The 12108-nt window shown below is 70.2% G+C and carries 11 protein-coding genes; 4 read left to right on the forward strand and 7 right to left on the reverse strand.

What is annotated here, in order from left to right:
* Window positions 1-13: 13 nt before the first annotated feature.
* Window positions 14-1360 (reverse strand): coiled-coil domain-containing protein, encoded by a 1347-nt coding sequence (locus ACVMK0_RS11130; RefSeq protein ID WP_476463828.1) that lies wholly within the window; start codon window positions 1358-1360, stop codon window positions 14-16.
* Window positions 1361-1366: 6 nt separating this feature from the next.
* Window positions 1367-2737: a glutamate-5-semialdehyde dehydrogenase gene (locus tag ACVMK0_RS11135; protein ID WP_045537083.1), complete on the reverse strand. Its 1371-nt coding sequence runs from the start codon at window positions 2735-2737 to the stop codon at window positions 1367-1369.
* A gap of 153 nt (window positions 2738-2890) precedes the next feature.
* Here ACVMK0_RS11135 and ACVMK0_RS11140 point away from each other — a divergent pair, with 153 nt between their 5' ends.
* The gene (locus ACVMK0_RS11140; RefSeq protein ID WP_045537084.1) at window positions 2891-3604 is read left to right on the forward strand and encodes a fumarylacetoacetate hydrolase family protein; all 714 of its coding nucleotides are present in this window, start codon (window positions 2891-2893) and stop codon (window positions 3602-3604) included.
* An 18-nt stretch (window positions 3605-3622) separates the two neighbouring features.
* Here the strand turns inward: ACVMK0_RS11140 and dacB are convergent, their stop codons facing one another.
* Window positions 3623-5221 (reverse strand): D-alanyl-D-alanine carboxypeptidase/D-alanyl-D-alanine endopeptidase, encoded by a 1599-nt coding sequence (gene dacB, locus ACVMK0_RS11145; protein ID WP_476463829.1) that lies wholly within the window; start codon window positions 5219-5221, stop codon window positions 3623-3625.
* Window positions 5222-5373: 152 nt separating this feature from the next.
* Here dacB and tsaB point away from each other — a divergent pair, with 152 nt between their 5' ends.
* The 3 genes from tsaB to ACVMK0_RS11160 are packed head-to-tail and all read left to right on the forward strand — an operon-like array spanning window position 5374 to window position 7933.
* The gene (gene tsaB / locus ACVMK0_RS11150) at window positions 5374-6396 is read left to right on the forward strand and encodes a tRNA (adenosine(37)-N6)-threonylcarbamoyltransferase complex dimerization subunit type 1 TsaB (protein ID WP_052468519.1); all 1023 of its coding nucleotides are present in this window, start codon (window positions 5374-5376) and stop codon (window positions 6394-6396) included.
* A complete protein-coding gene (locus ACVMK0_RS11155) occupies window positions 6393-6962 on the forward strand; it encodes a GNAT family N-acetyltransferase (RefSeq protein WP_476463830.1) in 570 nt (189 codons plus the stop codon). Before tsaB ends, ACVMK0_RS11155 begins: the two co-directional genes overlap by 4 nt.
* Window positions 6959-7933, forward strand: coding sequence for a uracil-DNA glycosylase (locus ACVMK0_RS11160; RefSeq protein ID WP_197539305.1), 975 nt, complete (start codon window positions 6959-6961; stop codon window positions 7931-7933). Before ACVMK0_RS11155 ends, ACVMK0_RS11160 begins: the two co-directional genes overlap by 4 nt.
* A 23-nt stretch (window positions 7934-7956) precedes the next feature.
* Here ACVMK0_RS11160 and ACVMK0_RS11165 read toward each other — a convergent pair whose 3' ends face one another.
* The 4 genes from ACVMK0_RS11165 to ACVMK0_RS11180 are packed head-to-tail and all read right to left on the reverse strand — an operon-like array spanning window position 7957 to window position 11965.
* Window positions 7957-9048, reverse strand: coding sequence for an ABC transporter ATP-binding protein (locus tag ACVMK0_RS11165; RefSeq protein ID WP_082027377.1), 1092 nt, complete (start codon window positions 9046-9048; stop codon window positions 7957-7959).
* On the reverse strand, window positions 9045-10037 hold the full coding sequence (locus tag ACVMK0_RS11170; protein ID WP_045537088.1) for an ABC transporter ATP-binding protein: 993 nt from the start codon (window positions 10035-10037) through the stop codon (window positions 9045-9047). The genes ACVMK0_RS11165 and ACVMK0_RS11170 overlap by 4 nt, the downstream gene beginning before the upstream one ends.
* 13 nt (window positions 10038-10050) lie before the next feature.
* Window positions 10051-10962: an ABC transporter permease gene (locus tag ACVMK0_RS11175; RefSeq protein ID WP_045537090.1), complete on the reverse strand. Its 912-nt coding sequence runs from the start codon at window positions 10960-10962 to the stop codon at window positions 10051-10053.
* 22 nt (window positions 10963-10984) lie between these two features.
* Window positions 10985-11965: an ABC transporter permease gene (locus ACVMK0_RS11180; protein ID WP_250960343.1), complete on the reverse strand. Its 981-nt coding sequence runs from the start codon at window positions 11963-11965 to the stop codon at window positions 10985-10987.
* Between the last annotated feature and the right edge of the window lie 143 nt (window positions 11966-12108).

A 12108-nucleotide genomic window follows, 5' to 3' on the forward strand; every position in this document is an offset into this window, starting at 1 on the left:
AAAAGGGGGGCCGTCAGCCCCAGGGGTCAAAGTCGTCGAGGTCGGCAAAGGCGCGGCGCTGCTGCTGCTCGCGCTCGGCGGCGCGCAACAGGCGGCGCTGCTCGGTGAGCCAAGGCTTGAGGGTGGCCAGCGCCTGCACCTGCTCCAGATCGTGCTGCATGAGTTCGAGCTCGGCTTGCAAATCGTCGAGCTCGTCTTGCAGCGCGCGCCGCAGGCTGGCGAGGTTGCACACCTCATGGGGCAGCAAGTCGAACTCTTCGGCCAAGCGCCATTGGCAGGCTTGGCGGTCGCGCTCGAGCGCGGCGGCCTGCTGTTTGAGCAGCAAGGTGAGGCTGCGCAGACGCTCGTCGCCCACGCGCTCGAGGTGGTCGGGGTCCACCAGTTCGGCGCGCCACTGCAGCTCGAGCAGCGCCACCAGGTCGCGGTTGGCGTAGGCGGCGTTGACGGCGCTCATGAGCGTGTGTTTGTGCGCCTGATCGGCGGCGTCGGCGGCGCGGTCGGGGTGCAGCGCGCTGGCCAGCTGGCGGTAGAGCAGGCGCAGGGTGGCGTCGGCGTCGGCCAGGTGGGCGGCGGCCATTTCGGCGGCGGCGCTGGGTTTGCGGCGCGCTTGTTTGGCGGCGCGCTTGGCGGCCTTTTGCTGCGCCAGCTGTTCTTGCTCGTCTCGCTGCTGCTTGAATTGCTGCTGCAAGTGCTCGAGGGCGGCGTGCAGCGCGGCGCTGGGGTTGTCGGGGTCGAACTCGGGCAGCTCGGTTTCGAGCGCGTCGCCCAGGCCCTGCTGCAAGTCTTGGTGGATGGCTTTGGCTTGCTCGAGCTGGCGCTCGGCCAGGGTCTGGGGGCTGCGCCGGTCGTGCAGAGCCGCCATGTCGGCCTCGCCCTCGAGCGCCAGGCTCTCGGACTGGGCGCAGACGATCTGGCGCAGCGTGTCCAACTGGTTGGCGCTCAGGCCCTTGGGTTTGCCCTCGAGCCACGGGTCGAGCGCCAGCACCATGGCGCGGCGCAGCTGCTTTTGCTGCTGCCGCAAGGGGCCCAGCAGCTGGGCGCAGCGGGTGCGGTGCGCTTGGCCGTCGGCTTCGAGCGTTTGCAGCTGCTGCCGCAGGCGCTCGATGCGCGCGCGCTCGCGCTCAAAGGCCTGCCCGGCGGCCGAGCGTTGGCGCTGGCCTGGGGCTTGCACGAGCAGGGAGGTGGCGGTGTTGGGCTGGGAGGTTTTGGGCTGGGTGGTGGCGTTGGCCGCTGCGGCGCCTAGGGGCGGCTGCTGGGGCGGCTGCTTGGGCTGGGTGTCATCGCCAAACAGGCTGGGCTGCTCGACAAAGCGCGGGTCGGGGGCGGGCGCACGGGGTGCGCTGCGGCTGGAGCGTGGCATGCGCGCTTAGCCCCGCACTTCGCCCTGGCCCAGCACCACGTACTTGAGCGAGGTCAGGCCCTCGACCCCGACCGGGCCGCGGGCGTGGAACTTGTCGGTGCTGATGCCGATTTCGGCCCCGAGTCCGTACTCGAAGCCGTCGGCAAAGCGGGTGCTGGTGTTGACCATCACGCTGCTGGAGTCAACCTCGCGCAAAAAGCGCTGCGCGTGCACGTGACTGGTGGTGAGGATGGCGTCGGTGTGCTGGCTGCCATAGCGGTTGATGTGGGCGATGGCTTCGTCCAGCCCCGCCACCAGCTTGATGCTGATGATGGCTGCGAGGTATTCGGTGCCCCAGTCGGCCTCGGTGGCGGGAACGAGCAGCGGAGTGGGCGCGTTGCCATTTGCGCTTGACGCGGGGGCAGCGTGGTCGTGGCTTGCGGCGGCTGATGGGGCGGTGGTGGCTAGGCCCAGCGCCGGCTGCAAGATGGCCAAGCTCTCGGGGCAGCAGCGCATCTGCACGCCTTTGGCGGCAAACACCGCGCCCATGCGCGGCAAAAACGCGCCCGCCACGGCGCGCGCCACCAGCAGGCTTTCGGTGGCGTTGCAGGGGCTGTATTTTTGGGTTTTGGCGTTGTCGGTCACGCGCAGCGCCAGCTCGAGGTCGCAAGGGTCATCGACGTAGGTGTGGCAGTTGCCATCTAGGTGCTTGATCACCGGCACCTTGGCTTCGGCGCTGATGCGCTCGATCAGCCCCTTGCCGCCGCGCGGAATGATCACGTCCACGTACTGCGGCAGCGCGATCAGCTGGCCCACGGCGGCGCGGTCGGTGCAGGGCACCAGCTGCACCGCTTCGGGCGGCAGGCCGGCGGCGCCCAGCGCCTGCTGCACCAGCGCCGCCAGCGCGCGGTTGCTGGCGATGGCCTCGGAGCCGCCGCGCAAAATGCAGGCGTTGCCGCTCTTGATGGCCAGCGACGCAGCCTCGATGGTGACGTTGGGCCGGCTCTCGTAAATCATGCCAAACACGCCGATGGGCACGCGCATCTGGCCCACGCGGATGCCGCTGGGCTGCTGGCGCAAACCGCTGATCTCGCCGATGAGGTCGGGCAAGGCGGCCAGCTGCTCGCAGCCTTGGGCGCAGGTTTCGAGCGCCGCTGCGCTCAGGCGCAAGCGGTCCAGCAGCGGCTCGGCCAACCCGGCAGCGCGCGCGCGCTCGAGGTCGAGCGCGTTGGCGGCTTGCAGCGGCGCGCCGTGCTGGCGCAGCAAAGCAGCCAAAGCGCGCAGCGCCGCCGCCTTGGTGGCCGCGCTGGCACTGGCCATCTGCGCCGCCGCGGCGCGGGCCTGGCGGCCCAAGGTGGGCACGAGTTCGGGGGTGTAGGCTTGAGCGTGATCGTCCATGGGGGGATTTTCGCATCAGTGCCGTGCTTTGGTTGGGCGGGTGCGTGTTTGGGGGCGCAGCTAGGTTGCGTGTTTGGGCTTCGTGGTCGGCCCTCATGCGCTAGCATCTGAGTTGGGCCCCCTTTTTGCTCCACCCATCAATCCTTGTCCAGCATGAGCACCTACCTCTTTGACCCACCACCCGTCGCCGCGCTGGCTGTACGCGGCTTGGCGCAGCGTTTCCCCGTGAAGCGGCTGTTTTTCGTGGGCCGAAACTACGCCGCGCACGCCGCCGAAATGGGCTTTACGGTGGACAAAAGCCGCGAAACGCCGTTTTATTTCACCAAATCGCTCAGCACGCTGGTGCCCAGCGGCGCCACGCTGCCCTACCCGCCCGGCACGCGCAACTTCCACTACGAAGTCGAGCTGGTGGTGGCGCTGCACCAAGGCGGCTTTGAAGTGACCCCAGAGCAGGCACCGGCGCTGATCTACGGCTACGGCGTGGGGCTGGACATGACGCGGCGCGACTTGCAGCAGGCGGCGCGCGAGCTGGGCCGCCCTTGGGACTTGGGCAAAGACGTGGAGCACGGCGCCGTGTGCTCGGAGCTGCTGCCGCTGCCGGGGCAGGTGCTGGCGCCATCGGCCATCGGCCTGCAAGTGAACGGCCAGACGCGGCAGCAGGCCAGCACCGAGCAGCTGATCTGGAGCATCCCAGAGCTGATCGCTGACCTGTCGCGCTTTTACCACCTGCAGCCCGGCGACCTGATCTACACCGGCACCCCCGAGGGTGTGGGGCCAGTGCAACCCGGTGACCAGCTGCGCGGCTGGGTTGAGGGGGTGGGTGAAGTCGCCGTGGCCATTGGGCCGGTGGACGGGCCGCAGGTTTGAGGGTTTTGGCGCTGGGCTTCAGCGGCTTGCCGGGCGCTCAGCGCTGGCCGCCCACTGCACCAGCGCATCGAGCGCCGGGCGGGCGGCGTGGGCGTTGGGGTGGTTGACGAGGGCCACCAACACCAGCCGCTGGCCGTCGGCGCGGTGCACGTAGCCGGCCAGGGCTTGCACGTCGCGCAGGCTGCCGGTTTTCAGGTGCGCCAAGCCCGCACCCATGCGGCTGCGCCGCAGTGTGCCGTCGAGGCCGCTGGCGGGCAGCGAGGCCACGAGGTCGGGCATGGCGTGTGAGGCATAGGCCTGCTGCAGCAGCCGGCCCAGGGCGAGTGCGCTGGCGCGGCCGTCGCGGCTCAGGCCCGAGCCGTTGCCCACTTCGGGCAGGGGCAGGTCGGGGCCGAAGCGCTGCAACCACCACTGCTGCAGGCGCTGGCGTGAGCGCGCAAAGGTGGCGGGGCCATCGGCTTGGTTGAGCGCGAGCAGCAGGTGCTGGGCCATGACGTTGTTGCTGAACTTGTTGGCGTCGCGCACCACCTCGGCCAGCGTGGGCGATTCGAACACCAGGCGCTCGGTGGCGCCCGCGGGCACGCTGCCTTCGCGCACCTGGCCCCCGAGCGTGCCGCCGTTGGCCAGCCACATGGCGTGCACGGCGCGCTCGGCCATGCGGCGCGGCTCGGGGTGTGCCAGCGGCCAGTGGCGCACGCCGCAGGCAGCGGGGTAGCTGCCGTGAAAGCGCGGCTGCAAGGGGTGGGAAAAATCGGCGCGCAGGGCGGCGCGCCAGTCTCCGCACTGGGCTGGGGCGGCGTTGGCTGCCGGGGGGGGGCTGGCGGTGCTGGCGATGGCTGGGCTGCTGGCGCTGAGCGGCACCGTGGCCGGCACCTGCACCCCGGCCAGCGGCGGTTCGGCGCGGATGCGCGCCACGCCTGCCACCACATCGGGTGTGAAGGCGAACACCTGGGCGCGAAAGTTGACCAGCAGCGCGTCTGGGCCGGCGTTGTAGGCGCGCAGCGGTTCGTCGTTGAAGGTGGCGGGGTCGATCTCGGGCTCGGCAAAGGCGCTGCGGTCGAGCACGATGTCGCCCGCGATGCGCTCGATGCCCAGCGCCTGCACCCGGCGCAGCAGCAGCCAGAGTTTTTCGGTCACCAGCGCCGGGTCGCCACCGCCGCGCAGGTACAGGTTGCCGTGCAGCACGCGCTCGCGCAAGTCGCCGCTGCTATAGACCTCGGTGCGCCAGAGGTGGCCGGGGCCGAGCAGGTCGAGGGCTGCAAAACTGGTCACCAGCTTGAGCGTGGAGGCGGGGTTGAAAGGCGCGGTGTGCTGGTGCGCCAGCCACGGCGCGGCATCGGGCTGCGCCGGGGCGATCCACAGCGCCAGCGCCTCGGGCGGCAGCGCGGCGGCGCGCAGCGCGCTGGTGACGGCGGGCGGCAGGGGGGTGGTGTGGCGGGCTGCTGCGGGCGGGGCCGTGGCAGCGGTTTGGCCCGAGGCCGCCCACGCCATGCTGCTGCACAGCAGCAGACCGGCGAGGGAGGCATGGGCAGCCAAGGCGCTCAGCGTGTGCCGGGCGCTCGAGGTGCGCGGGGCCGGTGGGCGGCGCAGGGTGCCAACGGGGTGCGCTAGGAACATGGGGGACGATCTCGTGGATGAGGCCTTGATTGATGCCTTGAGGGCGCCAAAGCAACCGGAGCCGGCTGGGCCTGCATCGAGATTCCGGCTGCATGGGCGCGCTGGCAGTTTAGCAGCGCCTGGTTGCGGATCTGGCAGGATAATCCAGAGCCATGAACCCGACCAGCCCCGCTTTGCCCCCGCGCCCGCTTTACGCGGCGCAGCGCGTGCTGGCGATCGAGACCAGCACCGAGCGCCTGAGCGTGGCGCTGGGTGCGGCTGGGGCCCAGCCGCTGGCGCAATACCAAGGCGAGGGCGGCGCTCAAGCGTCGGCGCTGCTGATTCCGTGTCTGCTGGGTTTGCTGGACGAGGTCGGTTGGCGGCTGGATGAGCTCGATGCCATCGCCTTTGGCCAAGGGCCAGGGGCCTTCACGGGCCTGCGCACGGCCTGTGCGGTGGTGCAGGGGCTGGCGCTGGCGGCGCGCCCCGGGGGAGTGCCGGTGTTGCCGATCGGCACCTTGCTGGCGCTGGCCGACGAGGGTTGGCACGCCGGCTGCGCGCTGGGGTTGGGGGGCGATCAACCCCGGCCGACCCGCCTAGTGGCGGCGCTGGATGCGCGCATGGGCGAGCTCTACGTGGCCGAGTTGCGTTGGCAGCCGGCCACGCAGCTGAGCGTGCCTGACTTTGCCGGCACGCCCGGTGCGCCCAGCACTTGCGACACATTTGACGCACTTGGTGGGCCCGGCGCACCCAGCGCTTTGGCTGGCTGGCGCATGCAGGGCGCCCCGCGCCTGTGCGCGCCCGAGGCGCTGCCGCTGGAGTGGCTGCAAGGCGCCGAGGCAGAACCCACCTGGTTGCTGAGCAACGCGCTGGCCACCTACGCCGAGCGCTTGCCGCTGGCGTGGCGGGCGGTGCCGCAGGTGCCGGCATGGCCGAGCGCCGCCGCGCTGCTGCGGCTGGCGGGTTGGCATTGGGCGGCAGGGCTGGCGGTGCCCGCCGCCGAGGCGCAGCCGCTGTATGTGCGCGACCAAGTGGCGCTCACCACCGCCGAGCGTGCCGCCCTGCAGGCGCAGCGCGCGACCGAGGCCCTAGCAGAGCAAGCTGCCCAAGCTGCCCAAGCAGGGCAAATGGCCCAAACGGTTCACTCAGAGCCTGAGCGCTTGCCGCTCAAGCTCTCGGGGCAGCGGCAGCCATGAACGGTGTCTTGCCGCCGGGCCTGCAATGGGCACAGATGCAGGCCGAGCACCTCGAGGCGGTGTGCGCGCTCGAGCGCCGCGCCCACGCGCACCCGTGGAGCGAGCAGCTGTTTTACGACTCGCTGCACGCCGGGCACCAGGCGCAGCTGTTGCTGTGCGACGGCGGCACCCCGGCGGTGGAGGCGCAGCCCGTGGAGGCGCTGCAGCCGGCGTTGCGCGTGCCCGATGGCCGCCTCCTGCTGGGCTATTTCGTGGCGCAGACGCTGCTCGACGAGGTGCATTTGTACAACTTGGCCGTGGCCCGCGCGCGCCAAGGTTGGGGCGGGCTGCTGCTGCAGCGGCTGGTGGCTGCGGCTCAAGCCCAGGGCGCACAGACGCTGTGGCTGGAGGTGCGTGCCAGTAACCAGCCCGCGCTGGCGCTCTACCGGCGCGCTGGATTTGAGTCCGTGGCCACGCGCCGGGGCTACTACCCGGCCGCAGGCGGCGCGCGCGAAGACGCGCTGGAGCTGCGCCTCTGCCTGCAGCCGCTGCGCCTGACGTCGGCACAACTGGAGCCCGCTGCATGAGCGCGCACTACGAAGCGTCCGCAGGAGCACCCGATCCGGTGACCGACCCAGCGCCGGCCGCAGCCCCTGCCAGCGCCGAGGCGGCAGCCGCGCTTGCAGCGGCCGCGCGGGAGCCGGCCCGCCCGCGCTTAAGCCCGCGCCACAGCGCCATGCTGGCCGAAATGGGCGTGCGGCCGTGGTGGCTGTTTGGCGCCCAAACCGAGGCCGCGCCCGCACCTGCACCGCAAACCGCGCCAGCACGGCCCGCGCACCGCGCCGAGCCCGCCGCTGTGCCCGTTGCGCACCCTGCCGTCGCCCCTTCGGCGCGAGCCCCCGCACCCGCGCCTGCCCCCGCCGCAGCACCCGCGACCACACCCCCCGCCCCCGCCCCAGACTGGGACGCGCTCGAGCAGCAGATCCGCAGCTGCCAGCGCTGCCCCTTGGGCGCGCAGCGCCAGTGCGCCGTGCCCGGCATGGGCGACCGGCGACCGGACTGGCTGCTGGTGGGCGAGGCGCCGGGCGAAGAAGAAGACCGCCAGGGCCTGCCCTTTGTCGGCCGCGCCGGGCAGTTGCTCGACCGCATGTTGGCGGCGCTGCAGCTGCAGCGCACGCAGCGGGTGCACATCACCAACGTGATCAAATGCCGGCCCCCGCAGAACCGCAACCCGGCCGCCGACGAAATCGCCCATTGCGCGCCCTATCTGCGGCGCCAGATCGAGCTGCTGCAGCCCAAAATCGTGCTCGCACTCGGGCGCTTTGCCGCCCAGACTCTGCTGGCCGAGGGCGGCTGCCTGAGCCCCGACGAGCTCCACACCCTGCCGCTGGGCAAGCTGCGCGGCCGCATCTACCAAGCGCGCATCGGTGCGCAGACGCTGCCGCTGGTCGTCACCTACCACCCGGCCTACTTGTTGCGCAGCCCAGCCGACAAGGCGCGCGCCTGGGCCGATTTGTGCCTGGCGGCCGACGCGCTCGAGGCTGCAGCCTCAACCTAGCCCAGCCCGGCCTAGCCGGCCCTTCAGAGCCGCCCTTCCTCCACCGCGTGGCAGGCCACCCGCACCCCATCCAGGCTTTGCAGCACCGGGCGCTCGCTGCTGCAGCGCCGGTTCGCCGCCGGGCAGCGCGGGTGAAAGGCGCAGCCCGTGGGCGGGTTGAGCGGGTTGGGCACCTCGCCTTGCACCGGCGTGCGCGCGTGCCCGGTGTGGTGCAGCTTGGGGATGGCCTCGAGCAGCATGCGCGTGTAGGGGTGGCGCGGCTGGGCAAACAACAGCGCCTTGGGCGCCAGCTCCACCAGCCGGCCCAGGTACATCACGCCCACGTGGTCGCTCACATGGCGCACCACCGCCAGGTTGTGGCTGATGAACAGGTAAGTCAGGCCCTGCTGGCGCTGCAGGTCTTTCATGATGTTGAGCACCTGCGCCTGCACGCTCACATCAAGCGCCGATGTCGGTTCGTCGCAGACCAGAAACTCGGGCTGCGTGGCCAGCGCGCGCGCAATCGAGATGCGCTGGCGCTGTCCGCCCGAAAACTGGTGCGGAAACTTGACCCGATCCAGCGGGCTCAGGCCCACCGACTGCAGCAGCTCGCCCACCCGGGCCTCGAGCGCCGCCCGCTCGCTGATCAGGCCGTGTTCGCGCAGCGGCTCGGCCACGATGTCGGCCACGCGCCAGCGCGGGTTCAGGCTGGCGTAGGGGTCTTGGAAAATCATCTGGATGTGGCGCCGGATGGCGCGCCCAGAGCGGCTGCGGTAGGCGGCGTGCGCGTCCTGGCCGGCAAACTCGAAGCGGCCGCGGCTGGGCTGGTACAAGCCCACCAGCAAGCGCGCCACGGTGCTTTTGCCACAGCCCGATTCGCCCACCAGCGCCAGCGTTTGGCCGCGTGCGATCTCGAAGCTCACGCCATCGACGGCGTGCAGCAACAGGCGCGGCTTGCGTTCGATCACGCGGTTGAGCCACGGCGCCGACACATCAAAGGTGCGCGCCAGATCGACGGCGCGCACCAGCGGCGCGGCCGGCGCGGCCAGGGTGGCTGCAGCGGTGGCGCCGCCAGCCAGCCCCGGGGCAGCTTCTGGGCGGCCGAATGCGGCCGTGGCGGTGGGGCGGTCGCTCATGGCTGGGCCTCAAACGAAGGGGTGGCGCCGGCGTTGGCGGTGAGCCAGCAGGCGGCCTCGGTGGTGACGGCGGGCATGAGTTCGGGGCGCTCGTGGTGGCAGCGTGCCAACACCTGGGGGCAGCGCGGGTTGAAGGCGCAGCCCGAAGGGATGGCGTTGAGGCGCGGCATGGCGCCGTCGATCTGGTGCAGGTGCTGGCGCTCGACCTCGATGTCGGGGATGCAGCTCATCAGGCCCTGGGTGTAGGGGTGGGCGGCGGCGTGGATGACGTCGCGCACCGGCCCGATTTCGGCGATGCGCCCGGCGTACATCACGGCCACGCGGTCGCAGGTTTCGGCGATCACGCCCATGTCGTGCGTGATCAGCATCACGGCGGCGCCGTGTTTTTTGCACACCGACTTGAGCAGGTTGATGATCTGCGCCTGGATCGAGACGTCGAGCGCGGTGGTGGGTTCGTCGGCGACGATGAGCTTGGGCTCGGCCGCCAGCGCCAAGGCGATGACCACGCGCTGGCGCATGCCGCCCGAAAACTGGTGCGGGTAGTGGTCGATGCGCTCTTGCGCCGCCGGGATGCCGGTTTCTTGCAGCAGCTCGATGGCCCGTTGGCGCGCCTGCGCGTGCGTCAGCGGCAAGTGGGTGGTGATGGTTTCGATCAGCTGGCGCCCGATCGAGTACAGCGGGTTGAGCGAGGTCAGGGGGTCTTGAAAAATGGCCCCGATGCGGCGCCCGCGCACGCGCCGCATTTGCGCCGGCGGTAGGTTGTCGATGCGCTCGCCCTCGAGCCAGATCTGGCCGCTGGCGATGCGCCCGGGGGGCTCGAGCAGGCCGATGATGGCCGCGCCGGTGAGCGATTTGCCGGCCCCCGATTCGCCCACCACACCCAAGATTTCGCCGGGCGCGATCTCGAACGAGAGCTGATCGAGGGCGCGCAGGGTGCCGTGGCGGCTGGGGAACTCGACCACCAGATTTTGGACTTGCAACAGGCTCATGGCAGACCTCGGTTCAGCGCAGGCGCGGGTTGAGCGCGTCGCGCAACCAGTCGCCCAGCAAGTTCACGCTCAAGGCAATCAGCACCAGCACCAGGCCGGGGAAGATGGTGATCCACCACTCGCCCGAGAACAGGTAGTCGTTGCCGATGCGGATCAGGGTGCCCAGCGAGGGCGATGTCGGCGGCGCGCCCACGCCCAGAAACGACAGCGTGGCCTCGGTGATGATGGCGGTGGCCACCTGAATCGTGGCCAGCACCAGCACCGGCCCGAGCACGTTGGGCAGCACGTGGCGGCGCATGATGGCCAGCGACGAAACGCCGATCACCCGCGCCGCTTGCACGTATTCCTTTTGCCGCTCGACCAGGGTGGAGCCGCGCACCGTGCGCGCATACTGCACCCAGCCGGTGAGCGTGATGGCGGCGATCAACACGCCAAAAGCCAGCGCCTCGTGCGCGTTGGGGAACAGGGTGTGGCCGATGCCGGCGATCAGCAGCGCGATCAAAATCGCCGGGAACGAGAGCATCACATCGCACAGGCGCATCAGCAAGGCATCGACCCAGCCGCCCAGGTAGCCCGCCAGCAGGCCCAGCGTCACCCCCAGCAGCACCGACAGCAGCACCGAGACCAGGCCGACAAAGAGCGAGATGCGGGCGCCGTAGATCAGCGCCGACAGGATGTCGCGACCTTGGTCGTCGGTGCCCAGCAGAAAGGTCCACTGCCCCTCGGGGTACCAGGCCGGCGGCAGGCGGGCGTTGTTCAGATCGAGCGTGGCCAGATCAAAGGGGTTGTGCGGCGCCACCCAGGGCGCAAACAGCGCCGCCAGGCCGCAGACGAGGGCAATCGCAGCCGCAAACAGCGCCGCCGGCGAGCTGCGAAAACTGTGCCCGACGTCGCTGTCGAGCCACTTGAAGAGGGTGGTTTTCATAGGGGGAGGGTGCAAGCCGGGGTCAGTGTCCGCTGGCGTGATCGACGCGCAGGCGCGGATCGACGACGAAGTACAGCAGATCGACGATCAGGTTGATGACGACAAAAATCAGCGCAATCAGGCACAGATAGGCCGCCATGACCGGGATGTCGGCAAAGGTCACGGCCTGAATGAACAGCAGCCCCATGCCGGGCCACTGAAACACGGTTTCGGTGATGATGGCAAAGGCGATCAGGCCGCCGAGCTGCAAGCCGGTGATGGTCATGACCGGCACCAGCGTGTTTTTGAGCGCGTGGCCAAAGTGCACCGCGCGGTCGCTCAAGCCCCGGGCGCGGGCAAACTTGATGTAGTCGGTGCGCAGCACCTCGAGCATTTCGGCGCGCACCAGGCGCATGATCAGGGTGAGCTGAAAGATCGCCAGCGTGATCGCCGGCAGCACGAGGTGGTGCCAGCCCTGCAGCGTCAGCAGCCCGGTGGTCCAGCCGCCGAGGTGCACCACTTCGCCGCGGCCAAAGCTGGGAAACCAGCCCAGTTGCACCGAAAAGATCAAGATCAGCACGATGCCGATCAGGAAGGTGGGCAGCGAAACCCCCAGCAGCGACAGCGTCATGAACACCTGCGACAAGGCGCTGCCGCGGCGCAAGGCGGTGTAAACGCCCAGCGGAATGCCCACCAGCAAGGCCAGCGCGGCGGCCACCAGCGCCAGCTCGAGCGTGGCCGGGAAGCGCTCGGCGATCAAGGTGGCCACCGGGGTGCCTTGGCGCAGGCTCATGCCAAACTCGCCCTGCACCGCGTTGTACAGGAAGTGCCCGAACTGCACCCACACCGGCCGGTCGAGCCCGAGTGCGGCGCGCACCTCGGCCACTTGTTCGGCGGTGGCGTCCTGGCCCAGAATCTGGCTCACCGGGTCGCCGACGAACTGAAACAGCATGAAGGCGATGAAGGCCACGGTGACCATGACCAATACCGCCTGCAGCAAGCGGCGCAAAATAAAAGCGAGCATAGGGGGTCCTGACTTTCGGCAGCAGGGCAAAGCGCGCTGGGTGCGCCATGAACAAAGCGCCGCTGCTGCAGCCCGCAGGGGGCCGCAGCAGCGCACTTAATGCGCACCTAGAGCGCACCTAGCACGCGTCTGGGTGCAGCGCG

This window comes from Serpentinimonas sp. SSL01 (genome assembly GCF_056323735.1).

Coding starts and splice junctions, on each gene's coding strand:
- ACVMK0_RS11130 (WP_476463828.1), bottom strand. CDS start 1,360: ATGCCACGCTCCAGCCGCAGCGCACCCCGTGCGCCCGCCCCCGACCCG.
- ACVMK0_RS11135 (WP_045537083.1), bottom strand. CDS start 2,737: ATGGACGATCACGCTCAAGCCTACACCCCCGAACTCGTGCCCACCTTG.
- ACVMK0_RS11140 (WP_045537084.1), top strand. CDS start 2,891: ATGAGCACCTACCTCTTTGACCCACCACCCGTCGCCGCGCTGGCTGTA.
- dacB (WP_476463829.1), bottom strand. CDS start 5,221: ATGTTCCTAGCGCACCCCGTTGGCACCCTGCGCCGCCCACCGGCCCCG.
- tsaB (WP_052468519.1), top strand. CDS start 5,374: ATGAACCCGACCAGCCCCGCTTTGCCCCCGCGCCCGCTTTACGCGGCG.
- ACVMK0_RS11155 (WP_476463830.1), top strand. CDS start 6,393: ATGAACGGTGTCTTGCCGCCGGGCCTGCAATGGGCACAGATGCAGGCC.
- ACVMK0_RS11160 (WP_197539305.1), top strand. CDS start 6,959: ATGAGCGCGCACTACGAAGCGTCCGCAGGAGCACCCGATCCGGTGACC.
- ACVMK0_RS11165 (WP_082027377.1), bottom strand. CDS start 9,048: ATGAGCGACCGCCCCACCGCCACGGCCGCATTCGGCCGCCCAGAAGCT.
- ACVMK0_RS11170 (WP_045537088.1), bottom strand. CDS start 10,037: ATGAGCCTGTTGCAAGTCCAAAATCTGGTGGTCGAGTTCCCCAGCCGC.
- ACVMK0_RS11175 (WP_045537090.1), bottom strand. CDS start 10,962: ATGAAAACCACCCTCTTCAAGTGGCTCGACAGCGACGTCGGGCACAGT.
- ACVMK0_RS11180 (WP_250960343.1), bottom strand. CDS start 11,965: ATGCTCGCTTTTATTTTGCGCCGCTTGCTGCAGGCGGTATTGGTCATG.